General features: G+C 41.6%; 20 protein-coding genes. 12 read left to right on the top strand and 8 right to left on the bottom strand.

The genetic code is table 11. From position 1 onward, the window contains the following. The first annotated feature begins 319 nt into the window (after window positions 1–319). Window positions 320–913 (top strand): YflT domain-containing protein, encoded by a 594-nt coding sequence (locus BBH88_RS13235; RefSeq protein ID WP_065536706.1) that lies wholly within the window; start codon window positions 320–322, stop codon window positions 911–913. 87 nt (window positions 914–1000) lie between these two features. Continuing rightward, on the top strand, window positions 1001–1702 hold the full coding sequence (locus tag BBH88_RS13230) for a YflT domain-containing protein (protein WP_238323311.1): 702 nt from the start codon (window positions 1001–1003) through the stop codon (window positions 1700–1702). Window positions 1703–1905: 203 nt separating this feature from the next. Here the strand turns inward: BBH88_RS13230 and brnQ are convergent, their stop codons facing one another. The 3 genes from brnQ to BBH88_RS13215 all read right to left on the bottom strand — a co-directional run bounded on the left by brnQ (window position 1906) and on the right by BBH88_RS13215 (window position 3902). After that, on the bottom strand, window positions 1906–3231 hold the full coding sequence (gene brnQ / locus BBH88_RS13225) for a branched-chain amino acid transport system II carrier protein (RefSeq protein WP_006831567.1): 1326 nt from the start codon (window positions 3229–3231) through the stop codon (window positions 1906–1908). 118 nt (window positions 3232–3349) lie between these two features. Then, window positions 3350–3535 carry a CsbD family protein gene (locus tag BBH88_RS13220; protein WP_006831568.1) on the bottom strand — a complete coding sequence of 62 codons (186 nt, stop codon included), beginning with the start codon at window positions 3533–3535 and terminating at the stop codon, window positions 3350–3352. Between the two features lie 64 nt (window positions 3536–3599). Continuing rightward, window positions 3600–3902 carry a hypothetical protein gene (locus tag BBH88_RS13215; protein WP_006831569.1) on the bottom strand — a complete coding sequence of 101 codons (303 nt, stop codon included), beginning with the start codon at window positions 3900–3902 and terminating at the stop codon, window positions 3600–3602. A 106-nt stretch (window positions 3903–4008) separates the two neighbouring features. Here BBH88_RS13215 and BBH88_RS13210 point away from each other — a divergent pair, with 106 nt between their 5' ends. Then, window positions 4009–4971 carry an NAD-dependent epimerase/dehydratase family protein gene (locus BBH88_RS13210; protein WP_065536707.1) on the top strand — a complete coding sequence of 321 codons (963 nt, stop codon included), beginning with the start codon at window positions 4009–4011 and terminating at the stop codon, window positions 4969–4971. Window positions 4972–5163: 192 nt separating this feature from the next. Next, window positions 5164–6249, top strand: coding sequence for a glycosyltransferase family 4 protein (locus BBH88_RS13205; protein ID WP_006831571.1), 1086 nt, complete (start codon window positions 5164–5166; stop codon window positions 6247–6249). Between the two features lie 109 nt (window positions 6250–6358). Here BBH88_RS13205 and BBH88_RS13200 read toward each other — a convergent pair whose 3' ends face one another. Beyond that, window positions 6359–7396 carry an LCP family protein gene (locus tag BBH88_RS13200; protein ID WP_065536708.1) on the bottom strand — a complete coding sequence of 346 codons (1038 nt, stop codon included), beginning with the start codon at window positions 7394–7396 and terminating at the stop codon, window positions 6359–6361. Between the two features lie 174 nt (window positions 7397–7570). Next, window positions 7571–8206 (bottom strand): YigZ family protein, encoded by a 636-nt coding sequence (locus BBH88_RS13195; protein ID WP_065536709.1) that lies wholly within the window; start codon window positions 8204–8206, stop codon window positions 7571–7573. A 155-nt stretch (window positions 8207–8361) separates the two neighbouring features. On the opposite strand from BBH88_RS13195, the gene BBH88_RS13190 reads away from it, so the two are divergent. Continuing rightward, window positions 8362–9507, top strand: coding sequence for a sensor histidine kinase (locus BBH88_RS13190; RefSeq protein WP_065536710.1), 1146 nt, complete (start codon window positions 8362–8364; stop codon window positions 9505–9507). A gap of 27 nt (window positions 9508–9534) precedes the next feature. After that, window positions 9535–10209, top strand: coding sequence for a response regulator transcription factor (locus BBH88_RS13185; protein ID WP_006831575.1), 675 nt, complete (start codon window positions 9535–9537; stop codon window positions 10207–10209). Between the two features lie 729 nt (window positions 10210–10938). Here BBH88_RS13185 and BBH88_RS13180 read toward each other — a convergent pair. Continuing rightward, a complete protein-coding gene (locus BBH88_RS13180) occupies window positions 10939–11547 on the bottom strand; it encodes a 3'-5' exonuclease (RefSeq protein WP_006831582.1) in 609 nt (202 codons plus the stop codon). 129 nt (window positions 11548–11676) lie between these two features. Between BBH88_RS13180 and BBH88_RS13175 the strand changes: the two genes are divergently transcribed. From BBH88_RS13175 to BBH88_RS13165, 3 genes are all read left to right on the top strand, one after another. After that, complete coding sequence (locus tag BBH88_RS13175) at window positions 11677–12246, top strand: DUF4440 domain-containing protein (protein ID WP_238323310.1); 570 nt, start codon at window positions 11677–11679, stop codon at window positions 12244–12246. A gap of 104 nt (window positions 12247–12350) precedes the next feature. After that, a complete protein-coding gene (locus tag BBH88_RS13170; RefSeq protein ID WP_006831580.1) occupies window positions 12351–13184 on the top strand; it encodes a DegV family protein in 834 nt (277 codons plus the stop codon). A gap of 38 nt (window positions 13185–13222) precedes the next feature. Next, a complete protein-coding gene (locus BBH88_RS13165) occupies window positions 13223–14551 on the top strand; it encodes an ATP-dependent helicase ComFA (protein ID WP_065537368.1) in 1329 nt (442 codons plus the stop codon). Between the two features lie 31 nt (window positions 14552–14582). Here the strand turns inward: BBH88_RS13165 and BBH88_RS19425 are convergent, their stop codons facing one another. After that, window positions 14583–14765 (bottom strand): hypothetical protein, encoded by a 183-nt coding sequence (locus BBH88_RS19425; protein WP_169823194.1) that lies wholly within the window; start codon window positions 14763–14765, stop codon window positions 14583–14585. A 37-nt stretch (window positions 14766–14802) separates the two neighbouring features. Between BBH88_RS19425 and BBH88_RS13160 the strand changes: the two genes are divergently transcribed. After that, window positions 14803–15204, top strand: a complete 402-nt coding sequence (locus BBH88_RS13160; RefSeq protein ID WP_238323309.1) for a ComF family protein — start codon at window positions 14803–14805, stop codon at window positions 15202–15204. 39 nt (window positions 15205–15243) lie between these two features. Further along, a complete protein-coding gene (locus BBH88_RS13155) occupies window positions 15244–15603 on the top strand; it encodes a PilZ domain-containing protein (RefSeq protein ID WP_006831577.1) in 360 nt (119 codons plus the stop codon). A 474-nt stretch (window positions 15604–16077) separates the two neighbouring features. Here BBH88_RS13155 and BBH88_RS13150 read toward each other — a convergent pair whose 3' ends face one another. After that, complete coding sequence (locus tag BBH88_RS13150) at window positions 16078–16785, bottom strand: SDR family NAD(P)-dependent oxidoreductase (RefSeq protein ID WP_006829773.1); 708 nt, start codon at window positions 16783–16785, stop codon at window positions 16078–16080. 126 nt (window positions 16786–16911) lie between these two features. Here BBH88_RS13150 and hpf point away from each other — a divergent pair, with 126 nt between their 5' ends. Next, complete coding sequence (gene hpf, locus BBH88_RS13145) at window positions 16912–17481, top strand: ribosome hibernation-promoting factor, HPF/YfiA family (protein WP_040852294.1); 570 nt, start codon at window positions 16912–16914, stop codon at window positions 17479–17481. The last annotated feature ends 214 nt before the right edge of the window (window positions 17482–17695 follow it).

The raw sequence follows: 17695 nt of genomic DNA, 5'->3' as shown, positions 1-17695 counted from the left end.
TATTTTAGAAATCTGTAAAAAACTAAAAAAGGTAAAATAAGCCTACAACGGTAAATGTTGATTAACGAAATCTCCATAATGAGGGTTTTGGTAGGTACATGTAACTATTTTAATTAGAAAGTGCTTAACCCCTCATTCTAACTATTGTTTAAAGCAGTATTCGCAATCAAGAAAGTAAAGCTAAATGCTATTTTTTCTAGAATTTCTCAGGCCAAAAATTCAGGCGATTTTTCTACTTAACTCATAAAGCAGGTTATGGATTACTTCGAGTGGGTAAACAGAAGTATGACAATTTATTAAATCTATGGAGGTTTTTCTTATGAGTTTCGATAAAACAATACTAGCGGTAGTATTCTCGGAAAATGACTTGAAAAATAAAATAGAAGATTTGAAAAGCGCTGGTTACAAGGAGCAAAATCTTCATATCATAGCAAAAGATACAGAGCACTTTGAAAATTATGCATTTGATAAAGAGGAAGTTGGTACGTTTACCGATAAATTTAAAGGATTTATTTCTGGAGACAGCGGTGTCCGCGAAGGGGTTAAGTCACTAGGCCTTTCAGAAACAGAAACAGAACGTTATACGGCCGATTTGGAAAAAGGTGGAATTATTGTATATAAAGATGAAGACGAAGAAACTGTTCTCGATTCAATCTCGATCAACGAATTGGATGCAAATCAGGAAAATCCGAACGATTCACAAAGACATCAATTCATCAATTCTGTCGACAATAATTTTGACGAACAAGAGGACCGCTTTGCACATGGAGAAACATTCCAACAAGATCCTACTTTGGTTCAAGATGAAAGACATAACTCATTTACTACACAGCAAGATCCTGAAATTGAAAAAGTTAGAGGCGGCTCAAGTGAAGCTGAAAAGCACAGTCAAAATAACAAAAAATATAAGTGATACTATGCTTAACGCAAAGCTGTCAGAGTTTAAGCCTTAAATATGAGGGAAAACAACGATTATCTAGTACACAGGAGGTTTTTTATAATGAGATCCGGAAATCGTGAATTTGAAATTGTATTCAGTCAATCAGAAATGGATACCGCCATACAAGCTTTAAAATCAAAAGGTTTCCAAGAAAAGGATATCTACGTCTTAGCTAATGATAAAAAACTAGTGGAGTCTGCTGGCAGTAAAGGTATTCATGCTGATCAAGCGAACTCGATTTCCAATCGTTTCAAGTCTTTTCTCGGTGGCAAAGACATTGTTAGAAAAGAGTTGGATCGTTTTAATTTGAATCAGGACAGAGCAGATGACTATGAGCGTGAAATTGAAAAAGGTGCTGTTCTTCTTTATACAAATGGGGAAAGCTCTTCATCAGGAGACGAACATTTTTCATCTTTGGATGATTCAAAAACTGCAATAGATTTGGAAGAGAAAACTGCCGGTACACCTGGATCAGGATCTGTTGACCGCCATACAGATACGCATCATGATCCCGATGAAATCTATGCACGTGAAGTTTCCAGAGAAGATCAACACGCAAGAGCTGGGAAAAGCGATCGTCTTCAGGATTCCCGTCTGAATGGGGATGAAATTCATCCTACTGGGGGGGGCCAAAAGATGAAGGCTCTGTCCGCGAAAAAGAAATGGACCATGAGCCTGCTCTTCAAACAAAGGAAGGCGAAGACAACTTATTGCGGGAAGACGGAGTCAATCGTCGGCAAGATGAGCCTTCACCTGGTGTAGATTCCAATTCAGGGCCTGCACCTTTCGGCCGAGATTCAAAAGAAGAGCGCATACAGGATGACAAGCGGACAGATGACTTGGACAAAACCAGAAAAGCCCATGATCATCATGATGAAATAAGTCAAAAAAATAAAGACAATACACCACCATCGACACCTAGACTATTTTAAAAGCAAAAGAGCCTCCCATTTTGGGAGGCTCTTTTAATTAATCTTATGTGTAGATCGTGCAATTATCATTCCGATTAAAGTTCCAATAGCAGCTGGGAGAACCCAACCGATGCCCTGTTCAAAAAACAACAAATGGCTTAACGTCGAATCCACTTGTTCAAAAACAATGCCGGTCGAACGCAATGCATCAAAAATACTGACAACCGCGGTTGCGGAAAGGGCAATCATATAGACATAAGGCTTCCGGTAGAATGCATGGTCAAAAAAAGACAAAATCACTAGAACAATTGCCACGGGATAAATAGCCAGCAATACAGGAAGTGAAATAGCGATTAATTGCGTTAAGCCGACATTCGCAATAATGGCAGAAAAAGCTGCGAAAAATAAAACATAGACGATGTAAGAAATTTTAGGGAAAATTTTAAAGGAAAATTGTGCTGTTGCTGATACCAATCCAATAGATGTTGTCAGGCATGCAAAGGTTATTGCCGCAGAAAGAATTATTCCACCAATGTCTCCATATAGAACGCGTGAAGCCATAGCGATAATGATACCGCCATTATCCTGCAGACCGATAGCCTCAACACTAGTGGCTCCAATATAACTTAATGACAAATAGACGGCGGACAAACCGATGGCCGCGATAAATCCGGCATAGGCGGTGGACTTTAAAATGGTCCTGGTATCCGTGATCCCTTTGCTGCGGATAGATTGAATAATGACTATTCCGAAGACCAAAGCTGCTATAGCATCCATCGTAAGGTAGCCTTGTAAAAAACTCTCGAAAAATGCTTCAGTGTCGTAATTGCCAATCGGTGAATTTATGGAACCCATCGGAGTCAGAAAACTTTTTATGGCCAATAACCCAATTACTAGTATTAATAAGGGTGTCAGTACTTTACCAATTCTATCAACCAACTTTGTCGGATTCATCGCAAATAAGACAGTAATTGTGAAGAAGATAACAGTAAAGATAGTTAAAGACCAGAAAGATTCAGCAAAAGAGGCTGGAAGAAAAGGAGCTGTACCGATTTCAAACGCAACTGTAGCTGTACGCGGAATACCGAAAAAAGGTCCAATGGCCAAATAAATAATCAAGGTAAAGACGATACCAAATATAGGGTGGACTCGTCCTGCAATGGATTGAAGATCTCCGCCAGCTTTTGCGATAGCCAGAATACCCAGTAAGGGAAGACCAACTCCAGTTAGTAAAAATCCAGTTATGGCAAAAATCAATTGATCACCGGCAAGTTGTCCCAAATAAGGGGGGAAGATGATATTGCCAGCCCCTAGAAACAAAGCGAAAAGCATCAGCCCCAGGGTCAGAATATCTGTTTTTGTAAGCGCCTTCTTTTCCATGACAAGCTCCTTAATAAATAACATTTACACACGAATATTCATTATAACCGAGTTCTTTAAGTTTTGAAAACATTAAAAATGTAAAAGAAAAACCCGGTTGGGGATACCGGGTTTTAAATCACTTATTATCTTTATTTTTGAAATCACCGATCTTATCTTGGATATTCCCTTTGGCCTTATCCATTTTACCATCTGCCTGCTTATCCGGGTCGTTTGAAGCATTGCCCATTTGATCTTTAAGTTCGCCTTTGCCTTTGTTTACTGCACCTTTTAATTTATCAGAAAAACCGTTATTGTCACTCATGAATAATTCCTCCTTTTGATTTTTAACTACTTATATAATAGCCTTCTATTGAGGAATTTAAACATCAATGTGAATGTTTTGGTGTGAACGACAGGTTTAATAAGGTCTTTTTAGCGGTATCTTTAACAGTAATGCACAAATCTTCTTCACTCAGCCTTTTCAGGGTTTGAAAAGGCGTATGGCCGTTTTGAGCAACACCCAATCTCACTTCAGTATGCTGGTCCATCGACAAGTCGACAAGAAGCCCTTCACAGTTGATGACCTTCGCGAGTTCTGCACGAGACTGGTGATTCATTTTTAATATAGCTGCTTCATCCCAAGGTGTCCAAAGCGTCTTCAGTGAATATATTTGAAGCGTGTCATCCATTTGGCTTACACTCCTATAAAAATATTTGAAAATTCGTTATATTTTATTCAATATATCATATTATAATTAAAAAAGTAATTAAAATCACTTATAAAGGAGTGGGAAAATGAAAGTATTAATTATTGGAGGTACATCTTTTGTAGGACGTCATATAGTGGAGAAGCTCCTAGAAAAAGGACATGAAGTGGTTTTGTTCAATCGCGGGAAAAGTAATCCTAGCGTTTTTCCGGAACTAAAAAGAATTTTAGGTGATCGTAGGAAAGATGCGGCAAAATTAGCAAATGAAAAATGGGAGGCAGTGATAGATACATCAACTTACACTCCTGCAGATTTGGAGCCGATACTTGAAAATATTCTAACGGATCATTATACATTTATTTCTACGATTTCAGTTTATACCGATTTTAAGCAAGGACCGGTTAAGGAAAATGCATCTGTATTTGAAAAGAAAGTGCAAGGAGATAAGGTCACTGGCGAAACCTATGGCCCTTTTAAGGTGATGTGTGAACGGCTTATTGAAGAACGTTTAGGTGATCGAGCTTTGATCATTCGGCCTGGCATTGTCGTTGGGCCTGCTGATCCGACAGACCGGTTTACATACTGGACAATCAAGTTGAATGGCAAAGGTCCTGTCTTGATACCTGGCAGTAAAAAAAGCAAGGTGCAATGGATTGATGCCAGAGATTTAGCGGAATTTACAGTTTCCCAGATGGAGAAGAAAGCAACGGGAATATTCAATGTGGCTGCGGATTCTATATCCATGGAAGAATTTGTTTCGAGTTTAGCCGCTGGAGAGCTGGAAACTACTTGGGCAGATGACAGTGACCTATTGGATAAAGGAGTGCAAACTTTCGAATTACCCTTTTGGATTCCAATTTCAACAGATTTTCCCGAAGGCTTCATACTGGTGAACAACGAAAAGGCGAAAAGCACGGGACTTACATTACGGTCTCTTGAACAATCGGCAAAAGACACGCTTGAATGGAGCAAGACGGAGGGAGTGACCCAGTTAAAGGCAGGGTTAGATGAAGAGAAAGAAAGAGATTTGTTAAAGAGCCTGAAAAAATAAATAGCTGCTTATTTTATGGCTTTCCAACAATCAGAAAAGGATCTAAGCTGAGTTATCAAGGAAAAGATGCCAGTCGAAACTTTATTCGCAAAGAGACTAAACGACAAAGTAGGTTTTTCTTTATTTATCGTATAGTCGTGCTATAATATAAATGGATATGTGCGTATAAAAGATGTTTTAAGGAGGAAAGATATGCTGTACCTTACCATGGTCTTGGCATTTATCGCTTCGATTGCGCTGACTCCGATCGTCAAACGCATTGCCTTTCGCGTAGGAGCAGTTGACCGTCCCAATTACCGAAAAGTTCATGCGAGAATTATGCCGCGTTTAGGTGGATTGGCCATTTTCGCTTCATTCTTAATCGCATACTTCATACTGAAACCACAAGACCCCATATCTAATGCAATTGAAGCTTCTTTCATACCGATTGAAACTGCTATAATCATAGGTGCATTTTTGATTATCATTACCGGCGTACTGGATGATATGTACGAAATTAGTGCCAAAGCGAAATTGATTGGGCAGCTAGTTGCCGCAGGAATTGTGGTGGTCGGTGGTGGACTCGAAATTTCTTTCATCAACTTGCCATTTGGCGGGGTGTTGGATTTTGGCTATTTGAGTATTCCACTAACTATCCTATGGATTGTTGGTATTACCAATGCCATCAATTTGATTGATGGTCTTGATGGATTGGCTGCTGGCGTCTCAACAGTTGCTTTACTAACACTTGCGGCGATGGCTTTTATTATGGGCGATGTCTACGTTATGTCCATGGCTGCTCTTTTGGCAGCTAGCACCTCAGGATTTTTAGTTTACAATTTTCATCCTGCTAAAATCTTTATGGGGGATACAGGTGCTTTGTTTTTAGGATTTATGATTTCAGTATTAGCCTTGATGGGCTTTAAAAACGTTACTGTTGTCGCGCTGATTATCCCAATCATCATGCTGGGTGTCCCGATTTCAGATACGTTTTTCGCTATAGTCCGTCGAGTACGCGAAAAAAAGTCAATTTCGGAAGCGGATAAATCCCATTTGCACCACTGCTTACTGAATATCGGCTTTTCTCATAGCCAAACCGTATTGATTATTTACGGTATTGCAGCCTTGTTCGGACTTGCTGCGCTCCTCTTCTCTCAAGCGACTTTATGGGGAGGGATTTTGCTAATCAGCGTCATGCTGGTGGCAATAGAACTTTTCGTAGAAGTGGTCGGGTTGGCAGGAAAGAATTATCGTCCGCTACTAAACTTGGTGCGGTTGAAAGGCAAGGAACAAGATTGAACTTGAAGCGTAACGCTTTTGGTTCAATCTTTTTATTTCGGGGAAAATTATAAGGTAACTAAATTAATGGGAATTGTGCAAAAAAAAATCGAAAAAAAACACCACGTTTTTATTGTGGTGTTTTTTCGCCTTCATTTGGATATTCTGCAAACTCTTGTTCAATGCCGCTATTGGTTAGGTTAGAAGTGTCAGGTTTTAATCCCAGGTGGCTTTGCAGGATATCTTGTATTTCCAGCAAGGACTCTTCTTTTAGCTTCCAATAGTAGATTCCGGTGGACATATCGTCGTAGCCATCTAACGTAATGGTTTCCACATCTGGTTTGCCAGCTTTTGCGTACTCGAACAATGCTCTCATGTCTTGGAAACTCATATCTGTTTTCATGTTATCTCCGACTGCTTCAAAGACGTCTCCATACTTCGTAATCGATCCGACTGATAAAGCGCGGTTCATAATGGATTCCAAGATCATCTGTTGGCGTTTTCCACGTTCGATGTCGTTATCGTAATGACGAGTTCTGGCAAGCGCAAGAGCTTCGCTGCCGTTAAGGAATTGGATTCCTTCTTTTAATTCGATTGCGTCTTTTGAATCATTTTCGTCCTGTTCGGTTATATCGTATGGTACTTCCACTTCTATTCCACCGAGAGCGTCGATCGTATCAATAAATGCATCGAAATTCATTCGAAGATAATAATCAACCGGTACATCCAGTAACTCTTCTACGCTTTCAATGGTTGAACTTGGGCCGTTATAAGCATATGCGTGGGTGATTTTATCTTCTTCTCCTCCATCCGGGATATACGTATACGTATCACGGGGGATGCTCACCAACTTAATGGATTTATCCGCATTGTTTAAAGTTGCCAGAATGAGTGCATCAGAACGGATATTGCTGTCGCTCTGATTGCGTTCTTCGCTGTCATCGACTCCAATGAATAAGATGGAGATATTATCGGTAAGCGGTTCAACATCTTCATTGGTATTGCCTACTGGCTCATAAGCTGTATCCACCGCTGACTCGGCTTTTTTGACCAAGTAAATCCCATAGGCAGACACGCAGATAAGCAGTGAAACAGCTAAAGTGGCAATCACTTTTATAATGGTCCTTTTTCTGCTCGATTTGGTTTTTCGATAAACTTTTCGGTTCATGTAAGTTGCTCCTCTATCGATTATGGGCAAACCGAGTGTTAAATTCGGATCAATCCAATTTTTTTGATCTGTGCTGTGTATTCTTTTCAGTGGCCGATTTGTAAAAAAGTATATTTCATTTTTATGTGCTTTGGATATTATACAGCGATTTCTGAAATGCGTAAATGAAAACAACTAGGACAATTTGAAATCCAGAAATTCACTGTATTCTTTACTGATTTGAGCTTGACCGTTTGTCAGCTCGTTTATCCAATTAATAAACTCTTCTTCTTTTTCAACAGCAACATGAATATAGAGGTCGACACCTTCTTTATACTCGAGGTGATCTAATGGGTATGGAGACTGGCGAACTTCGTTTTCCAGCTTGCCGAGCCATGTGTAGTCAATCGAAATTTTCATCAAGTGATGAAGCTTTCTTTCTACAGTGCCCGCAGCTGAAATCGCAGCTGATGCCGTTCTCCCATAAGCCCGTATCAATCCGCCGCTGCCCAATTTAATACCACCATAATAGCGTGTAACTACGATCACTACGTCTTTCAAGCCTTGTTTCTTGAGCACTTCGAGCATAGGGAATCCGGCAGTGCCACTTGGTTCTCCATCATCATTCGCTTTCTGGATAGAATCATGTTCTCCTATAAGGTAAGCAGAACAATTGTGAGTAGCGGATCGGTGAAGGAGTTTTATTGAATCAATAAATTCAATGGCTTGCTGTTCAGTTTCTGCTCGTGCCACGTGTCCGATGAACCTGGATTTTTGGATAAGTATTTCTGCATTGGCAGAATCGCCTACAGTTATGTAATTTTCTCGCAATTTAACTCCTCCTGTTGTAGAATGAAATCAGATAATTTGTAACGTATATTTAATATGGGCTTGCTTATATAGTGATATACTTGTTACAGCCGATAAGGTATAAAGAAGTAAGGAATTTACCTAGGTACAGTCAGTATAGCTAAGGCGGTTTTAGAATGGCAAAGAAAATCAGCGTTAAAGCACCTGATTCTATTTTTAATGAAATGGTAGCAGGAATAGAACGGGCAAAACAAGATATTTTCGCCATTAGTGAAGAAAGTCGCCAAAGTTATGAAGAAATGAAAGATGAACTTGAAGATGTCCGATTGAATATCTCGCGTGTCATTGAGGCTGGAGATTTTCTTGAAGACAAGACGCGTGCTGCCCGCAGACGTTTAGCGGAAGTATCCCAATTTTTTAATTCTTTTACTGAAAGTCAGGTTCGCCAAGTTTATGAACAGGCAAATGACCTTCAGGTGCAGTTATCACTCAATCGTAATGAAGAAAAAAAGTATCGGCAGAAGCGGTATAAGCTTCAGCGCCGGCTTCAGGTTTTGCTCCAAACGATAGAGCGGGCTGAAAACCTGGTCAATCAAATTAATGTAGCCAGCAGTTATTTGACTTCAGATCTGGAAAATGGAGACGAAGATATCGGTAAGAATAAGTCAAGTCAAGAGTATAGCCTTCGTATCATCGAAGCACAAGAGGAAGAAAGAAAGCGGCTTTCAAGGGAAATCCACGATGGACCTGCACAAATGATGGCAAATGTTCTGCTTCGTTCAGATTTGATTGAAAGAACTTACCGTGAAAAAGGTCCTGAACTAGCATTTCAGGAAATCACTTCATTGAAGGAAATGGTCAGGCAAGCACTTACTGAAGTAAGAAGAATTATTTACGATTTACGGCCAATGGCACTCGATGATCTCGGTTTGGTACCGACTTTAAAGAAATACATCGATACCATTGAAGAATATAATAAGGGGATAAAATTGAAGTTCCACTCAAATGGGAAAGAAGTACGGTTGCCCAATAGATACGAAACTGCTATTTTCCGTCTTATTCAAGAAGGTATTTCAAACGCAATTCGCCATGGGAAATCGACTGAAATTACCATAGAAATGGAATGGGTAAAGAACCAAGTAAAAATTATAGTAACAGATAACGGAACTGGTTTTGATCAAGGGATTGTTAAAAATCAGTCATTCGGCTTAACAGGCATGAAAGAGAGAATCGAATTAGTTGAAGGCGATTTTTTCATTAATTCCTCGCCTGGTAACGGTACGGTCTTAATGTTTCATATTCCTTTCAAAGAGGGTATATAAGATAGGGTATTCGAGGAGGACAATATAATGACGAAAATAATTATTATTGACGATCATCAATTATTCCGTGAAGGTGTAAAAAGAATTTTAGATTTCGAAAGCTCGTTTGAAGTTGTTGCTGAAGGCGGAGACGGCAACGAAGTCGTTAAATTATATGAAGAAAATAGACCGGATGTGGTATTGATGGATATCAATATGCCACAAAAAAATGGTGTAGAGGCTACTGGTGAATTGATTGAACAATTTCCTGATGCAAAAGTTATTATGCTGTCCATCCACGACGATGAATCTTACGTAACACATGCATTAAAAACCGGTGCTTTAGGTTACATGCTTAAAGAAATGGATGCAGATGCCATTATTCAAGCAATCAAAGTCGTAGCAAAAGGTGGGTCTTATTTACACCCTAAGGTTACACGTAACTTAGTAATGGAGTTCCGTCGTTTGAGTGAACGCGAGAACAAAGGTTCTTTCCATCAAACGGAAATTCGCCGCCCGTATCATTTGTTGACGAAACGTGAAAGTGAAGTTCTTCAATTGTTGACTGATGGACAGAGCAATCGTGTCATCGGTGAAACCTTGTTCATATCTGAGAAAACAGTTAAAAACCACGTATCAAGCATCTTACAGAAAATGCAGGTAAATGACCGGACACAAGCAGTTGTGACCGCAATCAAAAATGGCTGGGTTGAAGTAAGGTAATATTTGAAAAAGGCGTGTCTGCTTTTCGCAGACACGCCTTTTTTGTTTAAATAGAACTCGGCAAAAATTCTTATGCCCGTCAGAGCTACACGGGCGCCTCCGCTTTTCTTTATTGTCCAGACTCCGGCGCCCAGCTCTTCGGGTCATAAGCCATCCCGACTGTGCGGCAAAAAGCGCCGCTTCGCCGGTTTGTCTTATGCCCGTCAGAGCTACACGGGCGCCTCCGCTTTTCTCTATTGTCCAGACTCCGGCGCCCAGCTCTTCGGGTCATAAGCCATCCCGACTGTGCGGCAAAAAGCGCCGCTTCGCCGGTTTGTCTTATGCCCGTCAGAGCTACACGGGCGCCTCCGCTTTTCTTTATTGTCCAGACTCCGGCGCCCAGCTCTTCGGGTCATAAGCCATCCCGACTGTGCGGCAAAAAGCGCCGCTTCGCCGGTTTGTCTTATGCCCGTCAGAGCTACACGGGCGCCTCCGCTTTTCTTTATTGTCCAGACTCCGGCGCCCAGCTCTTCGGGTCATAAGCCATCCCGACTGTGCGGCAAAAAGCGCCGCTTCGCCGGTTTGTCTTATGCCCGTCAGAGCTACACGGGCGCCTCCGCTTTTCTTTATTGTCCAGACTCCGGCGCCCAGCTCTTCGGGTCATAAGCCATCCCGACTGTGCGGCAAAAAGCGCCGCTTCGCCGGTTTGTCTTATGCCCGTCAGAGCTACACGGGCGCCTCCGCTTTTCTTTAAATCCGGTCGTAGCAGTATTGGTAGATGGCTGCTGTTGCTAGGCAATCGCCCAGTGCGTCGTGGGCATCGTGTTCCAGTTTTAAAAAGGCTGTCAATGTAGTCAATTTGTGATTGGGTGTTTGAGTAATAGCTCTTCTTGCGAGTTTGACTGTGTCAATCACCGTGTATTCTGGAATCGGTGTGATTTCTTCCAATGCATACAGGAATCCCATATCAAAAGGGGCGTTATGTGCAACAATGGGCAGACCACCTATAAATGCAATCAATTCATGGGCCACTTCTTCGATGACAGGCGCATTTTCTACATCATTATTGGTGATGCCGGTGATTCTTGTGATCGTGCCGGAAATAGAGCATTGGGGATTGACCATCATGTACATGGTTTCCTTGCGCTGATGATTGAGGTATCTAACGGCGCCAATTTGGATGATTTTATCGCTTCCCGCACGCAATCCAGTGGTTTCAAAATCCAGCACTACATAATTTTCCACTTTCTGCATGCTCGATTTGTATTTCTTTGGCCGAGCAGGCTGCTTGCGGTTCCATTGAGGGCGCGTTTCCTTCATTTTTTGTTCCAGTATCTGTCTTGCATCTCTTTTTTCCATTCAATCACTCCTTTATTTGCACCTACTAGTGTATCGCAAAACTTTAAAAAATTCCGTTTTGACAGATGACACAGTTTCTTCATTGTATTCACCATCCGCCTATGGCAAAATGAATCGCAGGAGGAATGCATGATGAAAAAAATGATTATTGCAGTAGGCCTTATTTTAACACTCGCTGCCTGCTCAGATTCCGAAGAGCCTTCAGTCAATGAAAACACAGTCGAAGATGGTAATGCAGCAAATGAAAACAATGCAATCGACCATGGCATTGATGAGACTCCGGAGGAATCAGCCGGCTTTACAGTGGACGAGGAAGGGAATATCCTGGCCGCAGAAGTGCCTGAAGAACAGGCCAATGAGTTATTGTCAGCTTATGATGAGTATATAGCGGCTTTTAACGCTGAAGACATCGACCGTTATATGAAGACCATCGCACAAGAACCGGACGGGTTTGATCGTGAGGAAGACAAAGCTGCATTGACTCAAGCTTTCGAAGCTTACGATAGCCAATATGAAACAAGCGATGAAACGATTGTAAAATACGAAGAGAATCGCGCAGAAGTTTTTGCATCACTTAATGTAAAGATGAAAGCTGCAGATTCGGATGATGCGGTTGAACAGACGGCACGTCAAGTTGTCATATTTAAAAAAGAAAACGACGAGTGGAAAGTAAACGGTGTTCACCTTGTCGGTAACTAATAACAATTTTCCCGCTCTCTGCGGGATTTTTTTGTTTCGTCTTTTTTCCTTATGTCTTTTCCGTGTCTTTTTTTGGTAAACTAGAAAGGGAGGCTGATTAACCAATGAAAACAGCAATTGTAACTGACAGTACAGCTTATTTACCTGAAGAAACACGTAAAGCATTGAATATCCACATGGTTTCACTGCAGGTGACGTTCGGCAGTCATTCTCATAGAGAAGAGGATTTGACTGAAGAAGCGTTTTATCAAAAGGCCAAAGAGGAATTCCCGAAAACGTCACAACCGCCATTAGGAGAATTTGTCACTTTGTTTAATGAGCTGTCTGGGAGTCACGATGAAATTGTGTCCATTCATTTATCGAGTGGCATCAGCGGAACTTACGCAGGTTCTCAGCAGGCCGCTGAAATGGTTAATGGAATAGACGTCTATTCATTCGATTCCGAACTCACTTGTGCGCTTCAAGGGTTTTATGTGGTGAAAGCCGCAAAAATGGCTGAAAATGGAGCTGATGCGCAAACCATTTTAAATGAATTGAACGAAATGAAAAAATCTTTACGCGCCTATTTTATGGTTGAAGATCTAAAGCATCTGCAACGTGGGGGAAGATTGTCTAGTGCCCAGGCTTTAATAGGAGGTATGCTACAAATCAAACCGATTTTACATTTTCAAGAAAAAGTCATTATCCCGTTCGAGAAAGTTCGGACACGTAAAAAAGCGATGAATCGGATTGTTGATTTGTTAAAAGAAGATAGTAAAGATGGCCAGAAACTTCAGGCGACAATTATTCATGCAAATCGGCCGGAAGAAGCAAAGCAATGGTGTAAAGAATTGGGAATTGCATGTCCGGATGTGGACTTCGAGATTTCTTATTTTGGACCAGTTATTGGAACACATTTAGGAGAAGGAGCAATGGGTCTTGGTTGGGTGAAGAAATAACCTACTGGGGCTTTTTCTCTAGCGAAAGGTTGCTGCGAATGAAACAAATAGAAGAATTTTTAACAGGCAGGATGTGGCTTAGAAATTTCACTCCTTTTCCAAAAGATCAGATAGATAAAGCCATTTCCGATGGTTCGGTCAGTACCAGCCCAGGCATCTTAGACGGCAGGCAATGTGCCAGATGCCTTGAAAAATCCACGAAAAAAATCATTCCTTTTTTCTGTGCTGCGTGTCATACAATCTGCTATTATTGCCGGCAGTGCATAAAGATGGGGCGCATCAGTTCCTGTACAGAATTGATCACTTGGGCGCTTCCTTCAACGATTTCTCCTCAAAGCCATACATTCCATTGGAATGGCAGTCTCACCCCACTGCAGGAACGGGCTTCACAGGAAGTTCAAAAAAGTCTCTTGCAAAAAAACGATCATCTAATTTATGCCGTATGCGGAGCCGGGAAAACCGAGTTATTGTTTCCACCGATCTTTGATGCTTTGAAGAAAGGGCTGCGCGTTTGTATTGCTGCTCCCAGGACAGATGTAGTTTTAGAGCTCACTCCACGAGTGCGTGCCGTCTTTCCAAATACAATTGTCCATAGTCTGTACGGAGATTCTCCCGAAGAATGGGGGTTTGCACAATTGGTCATTGCGACTACCCATCAGCTGTATCGTTTCATAGATGCTTTTGATATTGTGATTGTCGATGAGGCAGATGCATTTCCTTTTTCCTATGACCCTGCATTAAAAAGAGCAGTTATGAAAGCTAAGAAAAAGGAAGCACCGATTGTCTATGTATCGGCAACCCCTTCAGACGAGTTAGTGAAGCAAGTATCAAGTACTTCCCGGATATTTCAGCGATTTCACGGCCATCCTTTACCGGTTCCGGAATTCCGGTCTTTATGGAGTTATGAGAAGGACTTTGCGAAAGGGAAAATCCCAACAAAACTGGCTGCTTGGGTAGATGGAAAAATAGAGAAGGATGAACCTTTCTTAGTATTTTTTCCGACAGTCGAACTCATTGAACAGGCAATTATCCTATTCCAGAAAAGACATCCTACCATCGAAGCAGTCCATTCTAAAGATCAAGATAGAAAAGAAAAAGTTATGAAACTGCGCAAAAAAAAGATTCCTGGCGTATTGACATCGACCATTCTGGAGCGTGGAATTACCATTCCAAATGTGCAGGTGGCTGTAGTTGGAGCTGACCAGCCAATCTTTGATGCAGCAGCATTGATCCAAATATCAGGGCGCACTGGCCGAGCTATAGACTATCCGGAGGGTGAGGTCATATTTTTTCACAATGGCATTGTTCGACAAATGGATAAAGCAAAAAAACGCATCATTTCTTACAATAGAGAGGTGATAAAGTGAACTGTTATTTATGTGATCGTGACATGCCCCTTCAGGTCAGCTGGAACAGCATCTTTTTCAATGAACTGGAAGAAGTGATTTGTGGGCGCTGCCGCAGCGGTTTCGAACGGATAGCAGGAGGCTGCCCTTTCTGCAGCGCGCCAGGAGAAGGGATATGCCGTAATTGCTCTAACTGGGAAGCTACTGAATATGCAGGAGTGATTGATTCGGGCAAAAGTTTGTACTGCTACAATCCAGCGATGAAAAACTACTTGCATCAATTTAAATTTCTTAAAGACGTGGTATTGTCAGAAGTTTTTGCGGAAGTTTTAAAAGAAGAATTACGCAGCCAAAAATCACTGATTGTTCCTATCCCGATGAATGAAAATAAGATGAAAGAACGTACATTCCCCCAAGTTGATCGCTTGCTTGATTCGGCCGCTGTACCCTATATACATTTACTTGGGAAAAATGAAGTGGGTCTGGCTGGGAAATCAAAGTTTGAGAGAATGGCCTTACAAGACGTTTTTTGGTGGAATGGAAATCCAGTACCTGAAAAAGTATTGCTGTTTGATGATTTATATACGACAGGCAGTACAATGCGTTTGGCTGCAAAAGTCCTAAAGGAAAAGGGCGTAAAGGAGATTAAGGTTTTGGCGCTTATCCGTGCATAGCTAAGAGTTTATAATGGAAGAACAATAGGAGGGACAGCCATGTTTTATAAACGGTCAGAAAGTTTTCGCTATACATTCGGCACTCCACCGGAAATATTTCTGCGAGTGAGAGATCTGCTTAAAAATAAAGTTTTGCCTGCCAACATCTATTGCCTATTGTTTGATATTTCTCCTAAGGGAGCAAAACTGTTTTCCGAAAAAGAATTCAAATCAGGAGAAGAAACCGTAAGATTGGAATTTATTCTGAATCACGAAACAATTATTGCGAATGCGGAGATCGTCTGGAAGCAGCCATACGAAGAGGGCTGGATGTATGGAGCTGATTTTGAACGAAACCCAATAAAAGAAATGCTCATTTTAAATGAAATCAGAGAACTGAAGGAAATCGAAATGAATTGAAAAAAACCGGCTTCTGCCGGTTTTTTTCAATGGTTTAAGAAATAATCAACGTTAACTCTTTATTTCTTATGCCTGTCGGAGCCGAACAGGCGCTTCCGCTTTTCTTGGTGTCCAGACTCCAGCGCTTAGCTCCTCGGGTCATAAGTCAACCCATCTGCGTGGCAACGAACGCCACACTGCTGGTCTGCCTTATGCCTGTCGGAGCTGAACAGGCGCTTCCGCTTTTCTTGGTGTCCAGACTCCAGCGCCTAGCTCCTCGGGTCATAAGTCAACCCATCTGCGTGGCAACGAACGCCACACTGCTGGTCTGCCTTATGCCTGTCGGAGCTGAACAGGCGCTTCCGCTTTTCTTGGTGTCCAGACTCCAGCGCCTAGCTCCTCGGGTCATAAGTCAACCCATCTGCGTGGCAACGAACGCCACACTGCTGGTCTGCCTTATGCCTGTCGGAGCTGAACAGGCGCTTCCGCTTTTCGTTAGTGCTCATAAATCATTTTTCTTGTCATGCCGCCATCTATGTTCAGGCATTCTCCTGTGATAAAGGAGTTTTGTGGGTTGCTTAAGAACAAGCAAGCGCGGGCAACATCGGCGGGTTCTCCGGCGCGGCCGCTCCAATGTTGCTGATGATCGACGTCACGCAGTTTTGCTGTGTCGCCCGTATGAATCCAGCCTGGAGCGATTGAATTGACGCGAATTTCCTTTTCACTTAAAGTCGCTGCGAGTGAATGGGTTAAAGCGAAGATGCCGCCTTTTGATGCCGAATAGGTTTCGGTATTGGGTTCCGACATGAATGCCCGTGTCGAGGTCATATTGATAATGGAACGGATGTCCTCCGACATATAGCGTGCTGCTTCTCGGCTACAAATAAAGACGCTTTTCAAATTAGTATCCAGAACATGGTCCCATTCCTGCTCATCCACTTCCCAGATGGATTTGAATGTTGAAATTCCGGCATTGTTGATCAATGCATGGATAGCACCGTAATCTTCATTGATTTTTTTGAATACAGCTATGACGTCTTCGAAGTTGCCGACATCGCATTTTCGGTATTCAACGCCTTCTAGTTGAATTGGCTGAATGTCCAACCCAATGACACGTGCGTTTTCAGTGGCAAAATGCGCCGCAATGCTCTTGCCGATGCCTTGGGAAGCACCGGTTACAACGATGGTTTTATTAGTAAACATGAACTTCATCTCCTTGTCATACTGTTTACCTGTAATCCATATTCTTAAAACTTTTTTGGTTTTAAGAAGGAAAGACAAGGGAAGATGTAGAAGTGTACAAGTAGCATAATAGAAGGAGGAGTTAACATGTTGCAATTTAACATCAGAGGCGAAAATATTGAGGTAACTCCCGCAATACGTGAACACATCGAAAAGAAAGTAGAAAAGATTGAAAGATATTTCACAGACGGTGCAAATGCTACCGCAATGGTCAACCTGAAATCATACAATCACAACCAAACAAAAGTGGAAGTTACTATACCGATGAAAAACCTGACATTACGTGCTGAAGAACGACATGATGATATGTACGCAGCAATAGATTTGATCGTCAGCAAGCTAGAGCGTCAAATTCGCAAGTACAAAACAAAAGTAAATCGTAAATTCCGTGAGCGCGATGGTATGGGCCTTGCATTCGCCACTGCTGAAAATGATACACGCGTCCAAAATGAAGCAGAAGAAGATGACGAGGATTTCACAATTGTCCGCACAAAGCAGTTTGACTTGAAACCGATGGATGAAGAAGAAGCAGTTCTGCAGATGAACATGCTTGGGCATAATTTCTTTGTCTTTACAGATGCGGAATCTAATGAAACAAACATTGTCTACAAACGAAAAGATGGAAGCTATGGGTTGATTGAAACTTCTGCACAATAAAAATTGATCATGTATTTTCTGTTACTAGTTCTTATAGCCAGACATTAAAGCCTCTCTAAATGAGAGGCTTTTGGTTTGCTTTCTTTTATGAAGATTCTGAAGGCGTTAATAATTTTGAATAAGTTGGATCTGTTTTAAGCTCTTTTATCGATAAAGGAACTATCATCATTATTTGCACGCATTTCTGCACAGTGTTAAAATGAATAGTGAGATT

This window comes from Planococcus antarcticus DSM 14505 (assembly GCF_001687565.2).
GTDB classification, from domain to species: Bacteria; Bacillota; Bacilli; order Bacillales_A; family Planococcaceae; genus Planococcus; species Planococcus antarcticus.
Note: the sequence above shows the minus strand (reverse complement) of the source record. Positions and strands in the feature narration are given on the sequence as shown.